Origin of the sequence: Reyranella aquatilis (genome assembly GCF_020880995.1) — a bacterium.
GTDB lineage: Bacteria > Pseudomonadota > Alphaproteobacteria > Reyranellales > Reyranellaceae > Reyranella > Reyranella aquatilis.
This window is the reverse complement of the sequence record NZ_JAJISD010000006.1, coordinates 76,212-94,054: the sequence shown is the minus strand read 5'-3', so window position 1 is coordinate 94,054 and position 17,843 is coordinate 76,212. Positions and strand designations below refer to the sequence as shown.

The following is a 17,843-nucleotide window of genomic DNA, read 5'->3' as shown; positions in this document are numbered from 1 at the left end:
GGAGGTGGCCTGAAAGGCCGGAGGGGGAAAGCCACGGTGAGGATTAGCCCCATGTCCACCCTTCCCTTCGATGCCGAGCAGTTCGTCCGCGACTACCAGAGCGGAACCGAGAAGCTGACCGCCGCCTACGGCTACAACCCCGCCGAGGGACTCGATTCCTGCGGCGTCGGTCTGGTGGTCGCGCTGGACGGCAAGCGACGGCGCGACGTGGTCGCCGCGGGCATCGATGCGCTGAAGGCGGTGTGGCATCGGGGCGCCGTGGACGCCGACGGCAAGACCGGCGACGGCGCGGGCATCCACGTCGAAATCCCGCAGGATTTCTTCAAGGAATATGTCCGCGATTCGAGCGGCGAAGTCCCGCAGGTCGGGCGCATCGCCGTCGGCATGGTGTTCCTGCCGCGCACCGACCTCGGCGCGCAGGAGCGCTGCCGCACCATCGTCGAGACCGAGATCCTGCGCTTCGGGCACACGATCCTGGGCTGGCGGCAGGTGCCGGTCGACATCTCGGTCATCGGCGCAAAGGCCAACGAGACGCGACCCGAGATCGAGCAGATCCTGATCGGCCGCGGCGATGCGAAGCTCGACAACCGCGAGTTCGAGAAGCAGCTCTACATCCTGCGCCGGCGCATGGAGAAGGCGGCGCTCGCCGAGAACATCGCCGAGTTCTACGTCTGCTCACTCTCCTGCCGCTCTGTCGTCTACAAGGGCATGTTCCTCGCCGAGCATCTGTCGGCCTTCTATCCCGACCTGCTCGACGAGCGCTTCGTCTCGCGCTTCGCGATCTTCCACCAGCGCTACTCGACCAACACCTTCCCGCAGTGGAAGCTGGCGCAGCCCTTCCGCGTGCTCGCGCACAACGGCGAGATCAACACCATCCTGGGCAACGTCAACTGGATGAAGAGCCACGAGGCACGGCTGGAGCACGAGACCTTCGGCCGCTTCATCGAGGACCTGAAGCCGATCGTGCAGCCCGGCGCCTCCGATTCGTCGGCGCTCGACAACGTGTTCGAGCTGCTGGTGCGCGGCCATCGCAACCTGCCGATGGTCAAGACGATGATGATTCCCGAGGCCTCGGCCACGAACCCCAACGTGCCGGCCGATCATCGCGCCATGTACAACTACGTGAACGGCGTGATGGAGCCGTGGGACGGACCTGCCGCCATCGCCGGTGTCGCCGGCAAGTGGGCGCTGGTCGGGCTCGACCGCAACGGCCTGCGGCCGATGCGCTACGTCATGACGTCCGAGAACCTGCTGATCGCAGGGTCCGAGGCCGGCATGGTGCCGCAGGACGAGGCCAAGATCGTCGAGAAGGGCCGCCTCGGCCCGGGCGAGATGCTGGCCGTCGATATGGACCAGCCCAAGGTCTACAAGGACCGCGAGCTGAAGGACATGCTGGCCGCGACCCACGACTATGCGAGCTGGACGCAGCGCACCGTCGAGCTCGATTCGCTGATCCGCCAGGACGCGCCGGCCACCGAGCACTTCCCGGCCGACGAGCTGCGCCGCCGTCAGTTCGCCGCCGGCTGGTCGATCGAGGATCTCGAGACGATCCTCCATCCCATGGTCGAGGACGGCAAGGAGGCCGTCGGCTCGATGGGCGACGACGCGCCGCTCGCGGTACTGAGCGACACCTATCGCGGCATGCACCATTACTTCCGGCAGAACTTCAGCCAGGTCACCAACCCGCCGATCGATTCGTTGCGCGAGCGTAACGTGATGACGATCCGCACCCGGCTGGGCAATCTCGGCAACATCCTCGACGAGAATCCCGACCAGAGCGAGATGCTGTCGCTGCAGTCGCCGATCGTGCTCAACGCCGAGTTCGAGGCGATGCGCAAGTACATGGGCGACACGGTGGCCCGCATCGACTGCACCTTCGATCCGAAGGGCGGGCTCGACGCGATGCGCCAGTCGTTCGAGCGCATCTGCAAGGAGGCTGAGGATGCCGTGCGCAGTGGCTGCCTGCACATCGTCCTGACCGACGCCAACGTCGATGCCGACCGCGCGGCCCTGCCGATGATCCTGGCCGCCGGCGCCGTGCATTCCTACCTGGTGCGCCAGTCGCTGCGCACCTTCACCTCGCTGAACGTGCGCTCGGGCGAATGCCTCGACGTGCACTACGTCGCCGTCATCATCGGCGTCGGCGCCACCACCGTGAACCCCTATCTCGCCGAGGAGACGATCGCGGCCCGCCATGCGCGTGGCCTGTTCGGCAAGCTGTCGCTTGGCCAGTGCCTCGCCAACTTCAAGAAGGCGCTGGACGAGGGCCTGCTCAAGGTGATGTCCAAGATGGGCATCTCGGTCCTGTCGTCCTACCGCGGCGGCTGCAACTTCGAGGCGGTCGGCCTGTCGCGCTCACTGGTCGCCGAGTTCTTCCCCGGCATGCCGTCGCGCATCTCGGGCATCGGCCTGCGCGGCGTGCAGGCCAAGATCGCCGAGCAGCATGCGCGCGCCTTCGATGAGGACGTGATCGCCCTGCCGATCGGCGGCTTCTACAAGGCCCGCCGCGGCGGCGACCGCCACAACTTCGAGGGCGCGCTGATCCACATGCTGCAGGACGCGGTGAACACCGAGTCCTACGCGAAGTACCGCAAGTACAGCGAGGCGGTCCGCCGCCAGCCGCCGATCAACCTGCGCGACCTGCTCGACTTCAAGACCGATCGCGCGCCGATCGCGCTCGACGACGTCGAATCGATCACCGAGCTGCGCAAGCGGCTGGTGGCGCCCGGCATCTCGCTGGGTGCGCTCGGGCCGGAGGCGCACGAGACGCTGTCGATCGCGATGAACCGCATCGGCGCCAAGTCGGACTCCGGCGAGGGCGGCGAGGATGCCGCGCGCTACAAGCCGCGCCCCAACGGCGACAATGCCTCGTCGGCCATCAAGCAGGTCGCGTCGGGCCGCTTCGGCGTCACCGCCGAGTACCTGAACAACTGCCGGGAGCTCGAGATCAAGGTGGCCCAGGGCGCCAAGCCCGGCGAGGGCGGGCAGCTGCCCGGCCTCAAGGTCACCGAGATGATCGCCAAGCTGCGTCACTCGACGCCGGGCGTCACGCTGATCAGCCCGCCGCCGCATCACGACATCTACTCGATCGAGGATCTGGCGCAGCTCATCTACGACCTGAAGCAGATCAACCCCGAGGCGCGCGTGACCGTGAAGCTGGTCGCGCGCTCCGGCATCGGCACCATTGCGGCGGGCGTGGCCAAGGCCAAGGCCGACGTGATCCTGGTGTCGGGCCACAATGGTGGCACCGGCGCCTCGCCGCAGACCAGCATCAAGTATGCCGGCATCCCGTGGGAAATGGGCCTGTCGGAGACGCACCAGGTGCTGACCCTGAACCGGCTGCGCGACAAGGTGCTGCTGCGCACCGACGGCGGCATCAAGACCGGCCGCGACGTGGTGATCGCCGCCATGCTGGGCGCCGAGGAGTACGGTCTGGGCACGGCGTCGCTGATCGCCATGGGCTGCATCATGGTACGGCAGTGCCACTCGAACACGTGTCCGGTGGGCGTTTGCACCCAGGATCCGAAGCTGCGCGAAAAGTTCGAGGGAAGCCCCGAGAAGGTGGTGAACCTCTTCAGCTTCGTGGCCGAGGAGGTCCGCGAGATCCTGGCGCAGCTCGGCTACAGGTCGCTGCTCGAGATCGTCGGCCGCTCCGATCTGCTGAAGCAGGTGAGCCGCGGCGGGCGCTATCTCGACGATCTCGACCTCAACCCGCTGCTGACGCGGGCCGACGGCGGCCGCGAGACCGTCCACTGCACGGTCGAGGGGCGCAACGAGGTGCCCGACACGCTCGACGCCCAGATGCTGCGCGACGTGCAGCCGCTGTTCACGCACCGCGAGAAGATGCAGCTGCAGTACAGCGTGCGGAACACCCATCGCGCCGTGGGCACGCGTCTCGCCGCCATGATCACGCGCAAGTACGGCATGGCGGGCCTGCAGCCCGACACCGTGACCGTGCGCCTGCGCGGCACGGCCGGCCAGTCGCTCGGCGCCTTCGCCGTGCAGGGCATGAAGCTCGAAGTGTTCGGCGATGCCAACGACTATGTCGGTAAGGGCCTGAGCGGCGGCACCATCGTGGTGAAGCCGACCATCTCGAGCCCGCTGGTGCCGGAGGCCAACGCCATCATCGGCAACACGGTCCTCTACGGCGCGACGGCCGGCAAGCTGTTCGCCTCGGGTCGCGCCGGCGAGCGCTTCGCCGTGCGCAACTCCGGCGCCGATGCAGTGGTCGAGGGGCTGGGCTCCAACGGCTGCGAGTACATGACCGGCGGCACCGCGGTGATCCTGGGCCCGATCGGCGTCAACTTCGGCGCCGGCATGACCGGCGGCATGGCGTTCCTCTACGATCCGGAGGACTCCTTCAAGCTGAAGGTCAATCCCGAGACGGTGACCTGGCAGCGGATCGACCATCCGCACTGGGAGGCCGTGCTGAAGGGGCTGGTGGCCGAGCATGTCGCGGAGACCAAGTCGCCGCTGGGCGCCCGCCTGCTCAACGACTGGGACCGCCAGGTCGGACACTTCTGGCAGGTCGTGCCGAAGGAAATGCTGACGCGACTGCCCCAGCCGCTTACCGTCGCGCAGGAAAAGCGCGCCTAAGCGCGGACGCAGGAGAAAACTCCATGAGCGACGCGCGACGCTCGCGCGTGGCTTGGCTGCAGCTCGGCCTCGTCGTCGTGCTGTTCGGCCTTGCCTGGCCGGTGATCAGGATCGGCCTCGGTGCCGGCACGCCGCTCTGGCTGGCCGCGGCGCGTGCCACCCTGTCGGCCGCGACGGCATTCGTGCTGGTCGCGGCGCTGAAGCGGCTGGCCTGGCCCGGTCGCGCCGACTGGCCGATCATCCTCTCGGTCGGCGCATTCCAGCTCACCTGCTTCTTCGCCTTCGCCAATCTCGGCGTGCAGATCGTGCCACCGGGCCGCTCCTCGGTGCTGGCCTACACGACCATGCTCTGGATGGTGCCGCTTTCCTGGATGGTGGGCGAGAAGGTCGGCCGGCGCGGCTTCCTCGGCGCGGCGCTGGGCGTCGCCGGGATCGTCGTGCTGGTCGAGCCGCTGCGCTTCGACTGGGCCGATCGCACCGTGCTGCTGGGCCATGCCTGGCTGCTGGCCGCCGGTTTCACCTGGGCGCTGGCCATCCTGCATGCGCGCCGGCATTCGTGGCGCATGTCGCCGCTCGATGTATTGCCGTGGCAGATGGGTGTCGCGACCGTGCTGCTCTGGCTGCTCGCGTTCGCACTCGAACCGGCGGGCCATCTCGATTTCGGCCAGCCCTCGCTCTGGATCTCCCTGCTCTATCTCGGCGTGCTGGCCGGCCCGACGGCGACCTGGGCCGCCGTCTCGGTGGCGCGCGCCCTGCCGCCGGTCACCGGCTCGCTCGGCATGCTGGGCGTGCCGCTGCTCGGCATCGCGAGTTCGGTCGTGCTGGTCGGCGAACCCATCACCTGGCCGCTGGCGATCGGCACCGCGCTGGTGATCGCGGGAATTGCCATCGTGATCCTGGACAGGAACAATTGAGCCCATGTCCCTCATCGAGATCGAACGGCGCGAAGCCGGCGCCGCAACAATCGCCATCGTGCGCTTCAACAATCCGCCCAAGGGCTACATGAATGCCGCGATGGTCGGCGAGCTCGACGCGGCGGTCGACGGGCTGCTGGGCGACGAGTCGGTGCGCGTGCTGGTCTTCACCGGCGCGCTGAAGGGCGTGTTCATCGAGCACTACGATGTCTCCGAGCTGCTGGCGCTGTCGGAGAAATTGCGCGCCAAGGGGGCAAGCTTCTCGCTCGACCGGCTCTCGCCCGAGAGCGGCTACCACAGGATCCTGGCGCGGCTCGAAGCGGCGCCCAAGCCGGTCATCGCCGCCATCAACGGCACCGCCATGGGCGGCGGCTTCGAGTTCTGCATGGCCTGCGACATCCGTCTCGCCGAGCGCGGGCCATACTGGCTCGGCCAGCCCGAGATCAACATCGGCATCCTGGCCGGGGCCGGCGGCACGCAGCGGCTCGCCCGGCTGGTCGGCGAGGCCCGCGCCCTCGAACTGTCGCTGATGGGCCGCACGGTGTCGCCCGACGAGGCCGCTTCCCTCGGCATGGTCCATGCGGCGGTGGACGGGCCGGTGCTGGATCACGCCCTGACGATGGCCCGGCGGCTGGCGGCGCAACCGCCGCGGGCCGTCGCGCACATCAAGCGGCTGGTCCGGTCGGCGGCTGAAACGCCTTTGTCACAGGGCCTCGCCCAGGAGCGGACCCTGTTCATGGATCTCGCGGTGAGCGACGACGGGCACCGCCTGATGGGCGAGTTCGTCGCCGGAACGCGCACGATTCGCGACTGATTGACAGGCAAGCGCCCGGCCTTCCATATGCCCAAAGCCCCCTGAGTGAATGGGGGGACGCGAGGACGGAACACAGCGATGGCGAACAAGGTCTACAAGGATGCGAAGTCGGCCCTCGACGGCCTGCTGCGCGACGATCTGATGCTGATGTGCGGCGGCTTCGGTCTGGTCGGCATCCCCGACAAGCTGATCCGCGCGGTGCGCGATTCCGGCGTGAAGGGCCTCACCTGCGTGTCGAACAATGCCGGCATCGACGGCGCGGGCCTCGGCCTGCTGCTGGAGACCGGGCAGGTGAAGAAGATGATCAGCTCGTACGTCGGCGAGAACAAGACCTTCGCCAAGCTGTACCTCGACGGCAAGCTGGAGCTCGAGTTCAACCCGCAGGGCACCCTGGCCGAACGCTGCCGCGCCGGCGGTGCCGGCATCCCGGCCTTCTATACGAAGACCGGCGTCGGCACGCTGGTGGCCGAGGGCAAGGAGACCAAGGTCTTCGACGGCGAGGAATATGTCATGGAGCGCGGCCTGTTCGGCGACATCGCGCTAGTGAAGGCCTGGAAGGGCGACACGGCCGGCAACCTGATCTACCGGAAGGCCGCGCGGAACTTCAATCCGATGATGGCGACCGCCGCGAAGATGTGCGTCGCCGAGGTCGAGGAACTGGTGCCGGTCGGCGAACTCGATCCTGATCACATCCATACGCCGGCGGTCTTCGTGAAGCGCATCTTCTGCGGTGCGCCCTACGAGAAGCAGATCGAACAGCGCACAATCCGCAAGGCTTGAGGAGAGAACGATGGCCTGGACCCGCGATCAGATGGCGGCACGCGCCGCCAAGGAACTGGAAGACGGCTTCTACGTGAACCTCGGCATCGGCATCCCGACGCTGGTGTCGAACTATGTCCCTGAGGATGTCGACATCACGCTGCAGAGCGAGAACGGCATGCTGGGCGTCGGCCCCTTCCCCTACGACAACGAAGTCGATGCCGACATCATCAATGCCGGCAAGCAGACCGTGACCGAGGTGAAGGGCACGTCCTACTTCAGCTCAGCCGACAGCTTCGCGATGATCCGCGGCGGCCATATCGATCTCTCCATCCTCGGCGCCATGGAAGTGGCGGAGAACGGCGATCTCGCCAACTGGATGATCCCGGGCAAGATGGTGAAGGGCATGGGCGGCGCGATGGATCTGGTCGCGGGCGTGAAGCGCGTGATCGTCACCATGGAGCATGTCTCCAAGGACGGCGCCTCCAAGCTGCTCAGCGAATGCACCCTGCCGCTCACCGGCCGACGCGTGGTCGACATGGTGATCTCGGAGCTGGGCGTCTTCACCGTCGACAAGAAGGGCAATGGCGGCGTGACGCTGATCCAGCTCGCCGACGGCGTCACCGTCGACGAGGTGAAGGCCAAGACGAAGGCCAAGCTCTCGATCGCCGCGGACCTGAAAGTCGCTTAGTCATCTACTTTTCTCCCCTGTAAGACGGGGGAGGAATGAGAGTTACCACTTCGACAGGTATTGCCGCAGCGGCTCCGCACCCGGATTGGTGAAGCGGCGGTCGAGGATGACGCCCTTCGCGGTCGCGCCGCCGCCGTAGTAGAGCGCGTTCCAGTCGTTGTCGGCGTCGATGTAGGAGCCCTCGATCGAGGCGCCGGCGAACAGGCCCTGCGAGTTGGCGAAGGCCACGATGTCGGCGCCGCCGGCCGCCGTCGAGGCGCCCTCGAGGCCGATGCCGACCGCGACCATGGTCACGCCCGCCTCGGCGCCGAACTTGAACTTGTGATCGATGACCGCCTGCAGGCCCTTCTCGGTCCGGATGATGAACACGATCTCGGAGACCTTGCCGCCGACCTGCAGGCCGACGCTGCCGGAGCCCATGCCGTAGAAGGCCGGATAGCTCCAGTTGTTCGGCGAGCTGCGGCCCAGCAGGACGCCGCGGCCGCCGGCGGCGCCGAAGATGAAGCCGCCCTGCACCAGCTCGGGGATGATCAGGACGCCGCGCGCCGTGGACATCTGCTTGGCGGCGTCGGGAAAGTCGGGGCCGCCCAGAATCTTGCGCGCCGTGGCGAGGCACGAATCGACCAGCGACTGGCGCTTTGCGTCGGCACGGGCCGGCATCGAGGTTAGAAACGGCGCGGCGAACGCGGCCGCAGTCCCCGTAAGGACGGTTCGGCGATCGAGCTTCATTTTGTGCTCCGTATGGCTGGCGACCGACGCCGGGGAAGCGCCTGGATGGTCACAAGGGCTGAACCATACCACGTTTCGCGCCGCCTTGGCCCGGCGCAATTGGGCCGGTCAGCGCCGCGGCGCCGGGCGGTCCTTCATCAAGAGCGGCAGGCCGGCGGCCATGAAGACGACCCGGTCGGAACGCTCGGCAATCCGCATGTTCATGCGGCCCATCGCGTCCCGGAAGGAGCGGCCGAGCGGCGTCTCGGGCACCAGTCCGAGGCCCAGTTCGTTGCTCACGAACACCACCGGCTGGTTGTGATCATCCAGTGACTGCACCAGTTCGTCGGTCGCCTGGTCGACGTCCTCGCCGGCATGCATGAGGTTCGACAGCCACAGGGTCAGGCAGTCGACCAGCACCGGCTGGCCGTACGAAACCGCCTTCTCCAGCGCCTCGCTGAGCTTCAGCGGCTCCTCGATGGTCGTCCAGCCGACGCCGCGGCGGGCGCGGTGCGCCATGATGCGGGTGGCCATCTCGACGTCGCCCGCCTCGGCGGTGGCAATGTAGACCGCCGGGCTGGGCGCGGCACCATGCAGCGTGCCGGCGACCAGCCGCTCGGCATGGGTGCTCTTGCCCGAGCGTGCGCCGCCCAGGACGAGGCTCACCGGCGGCAGCGGGAAGGTCGGGATGTGTTCCATCAGACCGCCCGCCCGCTCACCAGCCAGCAGGCGCCGGGCAGATGGATGCCATCAGGCTGCACGTGCGGCGCCAGGCTTTCGGCGATTGCGGCCTTCGCCTTCTTGGCCTGCTCGGGCGTGGCGTCGGCGAAGGCGCGCGCCAGCGGTCCGAAGCGGCCGGCCCCCTCGACGATCTCGTCGATCGACGCGCCCATGAATATGGGCTGGTCGAGCGGCTCGAGCGACAGCGATCCGAATCCCGCCTGCGTGAGGATGCGCTCGACCCGCGTCCGGTCGCCGAAGGAAAATTGCCCGGGCTCTTCCGGCCCGGGTCTCGGCAGCGGCGGCAGGAAGGGCGCGGCGACGCGCACCGGCGCGAGGCTCCAGGGATTCTCCGCCGCCGTCCGCCAGCACAGGAACACCAGCCGTCCCGATGGCTTCAGGGCCTGCCGCAGGTTGCCGAACGCCGCCACCGGATCGGCGAAGAACATGACGCCGAAGCGCGAGAAGACGAGGTCGGCGGACGCCGGCTCGAACGGATGGGTCGCGGCATCGGCGACCCGGAAGTCGGCACGCGCGATCCGCTTCGCCCGTGCGCCCTCGATCAGCAGGTCGGAGATGTCGACGCCGAGGACGGAGCCCGCTTTCTCCGCCAGGACCGCCGTCGTCCCGCCGAGGCCGCATCCCACGTCGATGACGGTCTCGCCCGGACGCACGTCGGCCGCCGCCAGCGCCGCGGCGCTGAAGCCCGCGATGCTGCGCTCGATCCGTTCGATCGAGGCCAGCCAGCTCCGGCCGCCGGCGCCCTTCCAATGGGCGGCCTGGTCGGCCGCCAGTTCCGCGAGGCTCTTGCCCGGCACCGTCACGCAGGCCCGCCCCGGGCGAAGCTGAGCGCGCGCGGCATGTAGTTCACGAAAGCCACGCGCCAGGCGTGCTCCGGATTGGCCTGCTCGAAATGCTCGATCATGGTGATCGACACATTGTCGATCTCGAAGCGGACCGCCGCCTCGGGATGCAGGTTGAAGGCGTGCGCCAGCGCCGCGCGGATCGTGCCGCCATGCGCCGTCGCCACGATGTCGCGGCCTTTGTGCTCGGCGGTCAGCCGGTCGATGCTGCGCACCGTGCGATCGCGCAGGTCGACGAAGCTCTCGCCGCCCTCGGGCCGGAATTCCGGCGGCCCCAGCCAGAAGAGATGGTTGTCGGCATGGTTCTCGGCGATCTCGACATAGGTGAGACCCTGCCAGTTGCCGAAATGCTGCTCGGCGAGATCGGGATCGATGTGGAGCTTGTCCATCTCGGCGCCGGCCTTGGCGAGATGCTCGGCGGTCTTGCGCGCGCGCAGCAGGTTGGAGGCGTACCAGACCGCGCCCTTGGGCAGCAGCTTCGCCTGGTGACGGAACAGTTCCTCGTTGCTCACGTCGCAGTCCATGTCGGACTGGCCGTAGCAGCGCCGCTCCGGATTGGGGACCACGGCATGCCGCACCCACCACCACCGCGTGACCGCACCCGTGATCTTGGCGCCCGTCGCCATGCTCGTCCTCCGATCCCTTTGAAGCGGAGGCCTTCTTAGCGGCCGATGAACAGCGCCGCCACCACGAGGAAGACGATCTCGGCGGTCTGCTGGACGGCGCCCAGCGTGTCGCCGGTGTAGCCGCCCAGCCGCCTGGCGATCCAGTGCGTGGCGTACCAGGCCGCGGCCATGACGGCGAGTGGCGCCAGGAGGGCCACGAACAGGCCCTTGCCCAGCATCAGCAGGAAGGCGAGGCCGGCGCCGACGCCGATGGCCAGCCAGACATCGTTGTCGGTCGGCTTGCCGGCCCGTGCGCCCTGCCCGTCGCCATGGACGGGCGAGAAGGCCAGCAGCGGATAGGCCAGCACGGCGCGCGACAGCGCATGCGCCGAGATCAGCACGACGAGGCCGGTGGCGCCGCCGAACTGCGCCAGGCAGGCGACCTTGACCAGCACCCCGAGCGCCAGCGCCAGCACGCCGAAGGTGCCGTTGCGGCTGTCGCGCATGATCTCGAGCCGCCGCGCCGGCTCGAGCCCGTGCGGCCCCAGCCCGTCGGCGGTGTCCGCCAGCCCGTCTTCATGCAGGGCGCGCGTCAGGATCACTGCCGCACCGACCGCCAGCACCGCCGCCAGCCAGCCCGGCCCGGCGATGCCGCGCACGATGGCGAAGACCAGACCCGAGGCCAGGCCGATCGCCGCGCCGACCAAGGGCAGGACCGGCAGCACGTCGGCCAGTTGCCAGCGCGGCAGGCCGACATCGAGCTTCAGCCCGGTGAAGAAGGTCATCTGCTCCTTGAAGGCCTGCAGCCATTCGTCGAACGAGGTGGGGCGGTTGGCGCCGCCGCCTCCGAAGGGTGGCGGGGAGGGCTCGTTGGGACTGGTCATGGTCCGCTGAATATAGGATGGTCCGGCCCCTTCCAGAATGCCCCCGGACGAACAATGTCGGCTGCCTCCTTCGACGAAATGCGCCGGATCCTGCGCGAACTGCCGGGACCCGATCTCACCGCCCAGACCGAGGTGGTGCGCCGCCAGGCCCAGCTGACCAAGCCGCAGGGCTCGCTCGGCCGGCTGGAGGAGATCGCCGAATGGCTGGCCTGCTGGCAGGGGCGCGCCCAGCCGCGCATCGAGCGGCCGCGCATCGCGGTGTTCGCCGGCACCCATGGCGTCGCCGCGCGCGGCGTCTCGGCCTATCCGCCCGAAGTCACCCAGCAGATGGTGAAGAACTTCCTGAACGGCGGCGCCGCGATCAACCAGCTGGCCGCCATGATCGATGCCGACCTGCGCATCTACGAACTCGACCTCGACCATCCCACCGCCGACTTCACGCAAGGACCGGCGATGGACGAGACGCGCGCCGCCAACGCCATGGCCTACGGCATGATGGCGGCCGAGCCCGGCATCGACGTGATGTGCCTCGGTGAAATGGGCATCGCCAACACCACGACCGCCGCCACGCTGTGCGCCGCGCTGTTCGGCGGCACCGGCGCCGACTGGGCGGGACCGGGCACCGGCGTCACCGGCAAGGCGATGGCGCACAAGATCGCGGTGATCGACGAGGCGCTCGGCTTCCACAAGGAGGCGATCGCGCGCCGCGATCCGCTCGAACTGCTGGCCGCGGTCGGCGGCGAGGAGTTCGCGGCCCTGACTGGCGCCATCGTCGCCGCCCGCATGGGCCGCATCCCGGTGCTGCTCGACGGCTATGCCTGCACCGCCGCCGCCGCGGTGCTCTACGCGGTGGACCGCCGCGCGCTCGACCACTGCCTGGTGGCGCACCGCTCGGCCGAACCCGGCCATGACCGGCTGCTCAAGGAGATCGGCCTGCGGCCGCTGCTCGACCTCGACATGCGCCTCGGCGAAGCCTCGGCCGCCGCGCTCGCCGTGCCGCTGCTCAAGGCCGCCACCGCCTGTCACAACGGCATGGCGACCTTCGCCGAAGCCGGCGTATCCTCGAGGAATGCGTAGACGCACCCTGCTCGGAGCGCTCCCGCTCCTCGCGATGGCCCCTGAAGCCGCCCTCGCCCATCCGCCGCGCCAACCCGATTCGGCGGAGGCGAAGAAGTTCATCGAGGAAGTGACCGACTTTCGCGTGAAGCTCGCGAAGGCCGTGCTCGCGAAGGACTTCGCCGCCCTTCGCCCGCTCTACGCCGACAGCTTCACCCACACGCACGGCTCGGGGAAGATCGACAACAAGGACGCCCGCCTGGTCGCCGCCATGGCCGGCGAACCCCTGATCGAAGCCGCCCCTGCCACCGACCTCAGCTTCCGTGTCTTCACCGGCCCGACCGTGGTCGTGACCGGCAAGAGCCCGATCCTGAACGTGAAGGAACAGAAGACCTACGATTTCCGCTGGGTGTGCGTGTACGTGACGGCGAAGGATGGCTGGCAGTTGGCGGTCAGTCAGGCGACGCGGCTCATTTGACTGCCCGTAATCGCCGAAGCACGGCAAGGTATCTCAAACAACCGCTCACGCTCTTGCAATGACGCAAACCGACAACCCGCCGCCCACTTTATCGACCGAACAGGCTCTCGCAGAATCTGAGAAGACACGAGCCGAAATCGAAGCACTTGCGTTGAAGATCCGAGAGCTGATCATCGCTCAACCACCAATCGAGCTCTTAGGATATGTCTGGGCACAATTCGCCGTTAGACGACTAAAGGAAAGCAGGGATATCGAAGAACAACCGAGCGACTCGGACCTCACAAGACAATTTCAGCATACGCTGGAATATATGCATGCGGTATGGAGCACGACCCCAGGCCATTACCCAACAAAAAAGCTGGACGAATCAAAAGCTAAGGAGCTTCTTATCTGCTGCTCAAGCATGGCTAACACCGCAATGATGCATGCGATGGCTAGCAGCGTCACAAGCGCAAGCGCAGAGTTTGGCACCGAATCGCGAACTGTCGAATTTCAGGCGAAAACCTCGTGGCTCATAATTCGCGGCCATCGCTATCAGGTTCTTGAGAAGGAGTTCTTTGAGTTTGTATTGGCGCCACATGATGACGCATTGCAACAAGCATACGGCACCGACTCTCATGCAATAGCTTTAGGCATTCAAACCATCTCTGACTCGCTACGCGTTGGATTTAGCAACGCCACGCTTGCGATGCAGGATAACTTCGCCAAGCACCAGTCATTGAGCGCCACAAGAAATCTATCCAAAGAAGAGGCAATTGCCGAACTGAGATCGCAAGATCCAGAATTTGACACCAAGATGACAGAAGCTTGGGCAGATGTATTCATGGGTGGGATCTGCAACCTCTCAAAAAAGACTCAGCTGCCAAGTCTTCTCTTGGCTGACCTCTCGTACGAATTTGGTGAAGAGCAGAGTTTCTTTGCCGACGGCCCATACAAAGGCACCCCTTTTAGGCGACTGCCCGCGCGCGTGCGGCCGTTAATTAGACTCGGAGCAGATTACTACGCGACAGATCCGCAATTTGTTCGAGATTCAGCTTATCGCGCAATACAATGGGCATTACTCAAGCGCCTTCCTGCGTATCGCGACACTTGGGCCCGAAGCCAATCGAAACTAGTTGAGCGATCTTTTCCCAAGATCCTCAAAGATCAACTTTCGCAAGCGACTTTTTTTGAAGAAGTCTACTTCAAGGATCCAGAGACGGGAGAATGGGTTGAAACGGATCTCGTTGGCGTAGTTGACGACGTCCTGCTCGTGATCGAGTCAAAAGGCGGCGTGATGGCCATGCATTCGCCCGCGACCAACTATCAGGTGCATGTGCGAACGATCCAGAGCTTGGTCGTCGAGGCATTTAACCAATGTCGACGCTTCCTGGAGTATCTTTCGAGCGCACGAGAAGTCGCGCTGTTTCGGCTAGTCAACGGGCAGCATGAGCAGGTCGCACTACTTAAAAGAGAGTCCTTCAGACTTATTCTGCCTATTGGATTGACGATCGAGTCGTTCACTCCATTTTCATCAATGTGCAAAGCCCTCCCGGAAGTTAAGCCTCTGCTTGGGGTTCATCCGTTCATCTCAATGTCAGTCGACGACCTCTTTGTGCTTCGTAGATTTTTACCAACCGCGGGTGAGCTATTCCATTACCTAGAAGTACGCCAAGCTATCGCCGGCATAGTTCAAGCTCACATTTTCGATGAACTTGACCATCTAGGTGCCTACATTACCAAAAACCGCTTCGATCAGAACCTCACTGACATGCTCGAAACCGCATCTATGGTCACGACAGCGTCTTTCAGCGATGTAGTTGATCGACATTTTGAACGTGAAGACTGGCAAACTCGTCCGCCGCCGCGTCAGGTATACCCTGTCGAATTGCAAGCACTTCTCGATGCGCTCAACCGGATACACCCCAAGGGCTGGTTACGCGCCGACGCCCACTTGCGCAACTACGGCGACGAGGGCCGAAAGCACCTAGAAACACAACTGCTGACACTTAGCGAATCGTTGAAACTCCACCCAGTCCGAAGAATCGGATTCAACAGCGAGCCGCCACTTCAAATCTGGATTTGCCGGGAGGGCAGTCATCCGCATGCCGCGGAAATAGAGCGGCAAGGCATGATCAGCTGCCTGACTTTTGAAGCGCCATCAACTCTTGTCGTTTGCGTCGAATACAATTCGAACAGGCAGATATCCAACGTAACGACCCAGATGGTTATTGCGCCACTACTGATACGTGGTGACTACAAGGAACTCGACACAGAAGCTCAGAGGCAGAAAAAGCGGCTTATTGATCTTCAGTAGACGCAGGATGACCGACATCCTTCCCATTCCCCCACTCCTCTTTCCCGACGCACGCCGCGTCTTGTCGGAAAGAGGTCCCTTGAGTGCGCCGCCCTGCCGGCGGCTTCGCTCGGGACGACGGATATGAAAGGCCCGCCACGGCTTTCACCGGGCGGGCTTTCGGTTTTCAGGTGACGCGGATCAGGCGTGGAGGTCGAAGCGGTCGAGGTTCATGACTTTGGTCCAGGCGGCGACGAAGTCGTTCACGAACTTCTCCTTCGCGTCGGACTGGGCATAGACCTCGGCCAGGGCGCGGAGCTGGCTGTGCGAGCCGAAGATCAAGTCGACGCGCGTGGCCGTCCACTTCACCGCACCGCTCTTGCGGTCGCGGCCCTCGTAGACACCCTCCTCGGCGGCGGGCTTCCACTCGGTCGCCATGTCGAGCAGGTTCACGAAGAAGTCGTTGCTGAGCGTCCCGGTCTTCGAGGTGAAGACGCCATGCTTCGACTTGCCCGTGTTGGCGCCCAGCATGCGCAGACCGCCCACGAGCACCGTCATCTCGGGCGCGGTCAGGGTGAGGCGCTGGGCGTGGTCGACCAGGCGCTCCTCCGGCGATTGCGGCATCTTGGTGCCGACGAAGTTGCGGAAGCCGTCGGCGGTCGGCTCCAGCGGTTCGAACGAATGCACGTCGGTCTGTTCCTGCGAGGCGTCCATGCGACCCGGCGTGAAGGGGACCTTCACGTCATGGCCGGCTTCCTTCGCCGCCTTTTCGATCGCGGCAACGCCGCCCAGCACGATCAGGTCGGCCAGCGAGACCTTCTTGCCGCCCGCGGCGGAGGCGTTGAACTCCTTCTGCACCGCTTCGAGCATCGCCAGCACGGTGGCGAGTTCGGCCGGCTGGTTGACGGCCCAGTCCTTCTGGGGCGCGAGACGGATGCGCGCGCCGTTGGCGCCGCCGCGCTTGTCGGCGCCGCGGAAGGTCGCGGCCGAGGCCCAGGCCGTCGTCACGAGCTGCGACACGGTGAGGCCCGAGGCCAGCAGCTTCGCCTTCAGCGACTCGATCTCGGCCTCGCCGACCAGCGGATGGTCGACGGCAGGAATCGGGTCCTGCCAGATCAGGTGCTCCTTCGGCACCAGCGGGCCGAGATAGCGGGCGATCGGGCCCATGTCGCGATGCGTGAGCTTGAACCAGGCCCGCGCGAAGGCATCGGCGAACTGGTCGGGGTTCGCGAGGAAGCGGCGCGAGATCTTCTCGTAGGCCGGATCGAAGCGCAGCGAGAGATCGGTGGTGAGCATCGTTGGCAGGTGACGCTTCGAGGGATCGAATGCGTCGGGCACGACCGCCTGGCCTCCCTTGGCGGTCCACTGGTGCGCGCCGGCCGGACTCTTCGTCAGCTCCCATTCGTTGCCGAACAGGCTCTCGAAGTAGTTGTTGCTCCACTTCGTGGGCGTCGTCGTCCAGGTGACTTCGAGGCCGGAGGAGATGGCGTCGTGGCCCTTGCCCGACGCGTAGCCGCTCTTCCAGCCGAAGCCCTGCTGCTCGATCGGCGCGGCTTCCGGCTCCGGCCCGACCAGGGCGGCGTCGCCGGCGCCATGGGTCTTCCCGAAGGTGTGGCCGCCGGCGATCAGCGCCACCGTCTCCTCGTCGTCCATCGCCATGCGCGCGAAGGTCTCGCGGATGTCGCGGGCCGCCGCGACCGGATCGGGGTTGCCGTTGGGACCCTCGGGATTGACGTAGATCAGTCCCATCTGCACGGCGCCCAGCGAGCCTTCGAGCTGGCGGTCGCCGCTGTAGCGCTCGTCGGCCAGCCACTTGCCCTCGGGGCCCCAGTAGATGTCCTGCTCGGGCTCCCAGGTGTCGGCGCGGCCGCCGCCGAAGCCGAAGGTCTTGAAGCCCATCGATTCCAGCGCGACGTTGCCGGTGAGGATCAGCAGGTCGGCCCAGGAGATCTTCGCGCCGTACTTCTGCTTGATCGGCCAGAGCAGGCGGCGCGCCTTGTCGAGATTGACGTTGTCGGGCCACGAGTTCAGCGGCGCGAAACGCTGCTGGCCGCCGCCGGCGCCGCCGCGCCCGTCACCGACGCGATAGGTGCCGGCGCTGTGCCAGGCCATGCGGATGAAGAACGGGCCGTAATGGCCGAAATCGGCCGGCCACCAATCCTGCGAATCGGTCATCAGGGCGCGCAGGTCGGCAATGACGGCATCGAGGTCGAGGCTCTTGAACGCCTTGGCGTAGTCGAAGGCCTCGCCCATCGGGTTGGACAGCGGGGAATGCTGGTGCAGCACCTGCAGGTCGAGCTGGTTGGGCCACCAGTCGCGGTTCGAAGGTCCCTTGGGGGCGCCGCTGAAAGGGCACTTGCTCTCGGTCGTCATCGTCCATCCCTCGTGTTCTGGCTGAGCCGGCTCAATTTAGAACGATTCTAAATTAAAAGTCACGTTCTTTGTCGAACGGAGGCACTTTCGAACGCTCGGCAGGGGGG

At 66.1% G+C, this 17,843-nt stretch carries 14 protein-coding genes; 8 read left to right on the top strand and 6 right to left on the bottom strand.

Going from position 1 to position 17,843, the window contains the following annotated elements; translation table 11 throughout:
* Positions 1-51 precede the first annotated feature (51 nt).
* From gltB to LJ725_RS14825, 5 genes are all read left to right on the top strand, one after another.
* Positions 52-4,596 carry a glutamate synthase large subunit gene (gltB, locus tag LJ725_RS14845; protein ID WP_230551426.1) on the top strand — a complete coding sequence of 1,515 codons (4,545 nt, stop codon included), beginning with the start codon at positions 52-54 and terminating at the stop codon, positions 4,594-4,596.
* Positions 4,597-4,619: 23 nt separating this feature from the next.
* Positions 4,620-5,510 (top strand): DMT family transporter, encoded by an 891-nt coding sequence (locus LJ725_RS14840; protein WP_230551425.1) that lies wholly within the window; start codon positions 4,620-4,622, stop codon positions 5,508-5,510.
* Positions 5,511-5,514: 4 nt separating this feature from the next.
* Positions 5,515-6,324 carry an enoyl-CoA hydratase/isomerase family protein gene (locus tag LJ725_RS14835; protein ID WP_230551424.1) on the top strand — a complete coding sequence of 270 codons (810 nt, stop codon included), beginning with the start codon at positions 5,515-5,517 and terminating at the stop codon, positions 6,322-6,324.
* A gap of 78 nt (positions 6,325-6,402) precedes the next feature.
* A complete protein-coding gene (locus tag LJ725_RS14830; protein WP_230551423.1) occupies positions 6,403-7,104 on the top strand; it encodes a CoA transferase subunit A in 702 nt (233 codons plus the stop codon).
* A gap of 10 nt (positions 7,105-7,114) precedes the next feature.
* Positions 7,115-7,774 (top strand): CoA transferase subunit B, encoded by a 660-nt coding sequence (locus LJ725_RS14825; protein ID WP_230551422.1) that lies wholly within the window; start codon positions 7,115-7,117, stop codon positions 7,772-7,774.
* A 42-nt stretch (positions 7,775-7,816) separates the two neighbouring features.
* On the opposite strand, the gene LJ725_RS14820 is transcribed toward LJ725_RS14825, so the two are convergent.
* The 5 genes from LJ725_RS14820 to cobS all read right to left on the bottom strand — a co-directional run bounded on the left by LJ725_RS14820 (position 7,817) and on the right by cobS (position 11,554).
* A complete protein-coding gene (locus tag LJ725_RS14820; RefSeq protein ID WP_230551421.1) occupies positions 7,817-8,503 on the bottom strand; it encodes a lipid-binding SYLF domain-containing protein in 687 nt (228 codons plus the stop codon).
* 108 nt (positions 8,504-8,611) lie between these two features.
* The gene (gene cobU / locus LJ725_RS14815) at positions 8,612-9,181 is read right to left on the bottom strand and encodes a bifunctional adenosylcobinamide kinase/adenosylcobinamide-phosphate guanylyltransferase (protein WP_230551420.1); all 570 of its coding nucleotides are present in this window, start codon (positions 9,179-9,181) and stop codon (positions 8,612-8,614) included.
* A complete protein-coding gene (locus tag LJ725_RS14810) occupies positions 9,181-10,026 on the bottom strand; it encodes a class I SAM-dependent methyltransferase (protein ID WP_230551419.1) in 846 nt (281 codons plus the stop codon). Before LJ725_RS14810 ends, cobU begins: the two co-directional genes overlap by 1 nt.
* Positions 10,023-10,691: a histidine phosphatase family protein gene (locus LJ725_RS14805; RefSeq protein WP_230551418.1), complete on the bottom strand. Its 669-nt coding sequence runs from the start codon at positions 10,689-10,691 to the stop codon at positions 10,023-10,025. The genes LJ725_RS14810 and LJ725_RS14805 overlap by 4 nt, the downstream gene beginning before the upstream one ends.
* A gap of 35 nt (positions 10,692-10,726) precedes the next feature.
* Positions 10,727-11,554 (bottom strand): adenosylcobinamide-GDP ribazoletransferase, encoded by an 828-nt coding sequence (cobS, locus tag LJ725_RS14800; protein WP_230551417.1) that lies wholly within the window; start codon positions 11,552-11,554, stop codon positions 10,727-10,729.
* Between the two features lie 54 nt (positions 11,555-11,608).
* Here cobS and cobT point away from each other — a divergent pair, with 54 nt between their 5' ends.
* Genes cobT through LJ725_RS14785 form a run of 3 tightly spaced genes read left to right on the top strand, consistent with a single transcriptional unit; the run spans position 11,609 to position 15,384 of the window.
* Positions 11,609-12,631: a nicotinate-nucleotide--dimethylbenzimidazole phosphoribosyltransferase gene (gene cobT, locus LJ725_RS14795; RefSeq protein WP_230551416.1), complete on the top strand. Its 1,023-nt coding sequence runs from the start codon at positions 11,609-11,611 to the stop codon at positions 12,629-12,631.
* The gene (locus LJ725_RS14790) at positions 12,624-13,088 is read left to right on the top strand and encodes a nuclear transport factor 2 family protein (RefSeq protein WP_230551415.1); all 465 of its coding nucleotides are present in this window, start codon (positions 12,624-12,626) and stop codon (positions 13,086-13,088) included. The genes cobT and LJ725_RS14790 overlap by 8 nt, the downstream gene beginning before the upstream one ends.
* A gap of 58 nt (positions 13,089-13,146) precedes the next feature.
* Entirely contained in the window at positions 13,147-15,384 is a 2,238-nt protein-coding gene (locus LJ725_RS14785) for a hypothetical protein (protein ID WP_230551414.1), read from the top strand.
* Positions 15,385-15,564: 180 nt separating this feature from the next.
* On the opposite strand, the gene katG is transcribed toward LJ725_RS14785, so the two are convergent.
* Entirely contained in the window at positions 15,565-17,736 is a 2,172-nt protein-coding gene (gene katG, locus LJ725_RS14780) for a catalase/peroxidase HPI (RefSeq protein ID WP_230551413.1), read from the bottom strand.
* Between the last annotated feature and the right edge of the window lie 107 nt (positions 17,737-17,843).

Coding starts and splice junctions, on each gene's coding strand:
- gltB (WP_230551426.1), top strand. CDS start 52: ATGTCCACCCTTCCCTTCGATGCCGAGCAGTTCGTCCGCGACTACCAG.
- LJ725_RS14840 (WP_230551425.1), top strand. CDS start 4,620: ATGAGCGACGCGCGACGCTCGCGCGTGGCTTGGCTGCAGCTCGGCCTC.
- LJ725_RS14835 (WP_230551424.1), top strand. CDS start 5,515: ATGTCCCTCATCGAGATCGAACGGCGCGAAGCCGGCGCCGCAACAATC.
- LJ725_RS14830 (WP_230551423.1), top strand. CDS start 6,403: ATGGCGAACAAGGTCTACAAGGATGCGAAGTCGGCCCTCGACGGCCTG.
- LJ725_RS14825 (WP_230551422.1), top strand. CDS start 7,115: ATGGCCTGGACCCGCGATCAGATGGCGGCACGCGCCGCCAAGGAACTG.
- LJ725_RS14820 (WP_230551421.1), bottom strand. CDS start 8,503: ATGAAGCTCGATCGCCGAACCGTCCTTACGGGGACTGCGGCCGCGTTC.
- cobU (WP_230551420.1), bottom strand. CDS start 9,181: ATGGAACACATCCCGACCTTCCCGCTGCCGCCGGTGAGCCTCGTCCTG.
- LJ725_RS14805 (WP_230551418.1), bottom strand. CDS start 10,691: ATGGCGACGGGCGCCAAGATCACGGGTGCGGTCACGCGGTGGTGGTGG.
- cobS (WP_230551417.1), bottom strand. CDS start 11,554: ATGACCAGTCCCAACGAGCCCTCCCCGCCACCCTTCGGAGGCGGCGGC.
- cobT (WP_230551416.1), top strand. CDS start 11,609: ATGTCGGCTGCCTCCTTCGACGAAATGCGCCGGATCCTGCGCGAACTG.
- LJ725_RS14790 (WP_230551415.1), top strand. CDS start 12,624: ATGCGTAGACGCACCCTGCTCGGAGCGCTCCCGCTCCTCGCGATGGCC.
- LJ725_RS14785 (WP_230551414.1), top strand. CDS start 13,147: ATGACGCAAACCGACAACCCGCCGCCCACTTTATCGACCGAACAGGCT.
- katG (WP_230551413.1), bottom strand. CDS start 17,736: ATGACGACCGAGAGCAAGTGCCCTTTCAGCGGCGCCCCCAAGGGACCT.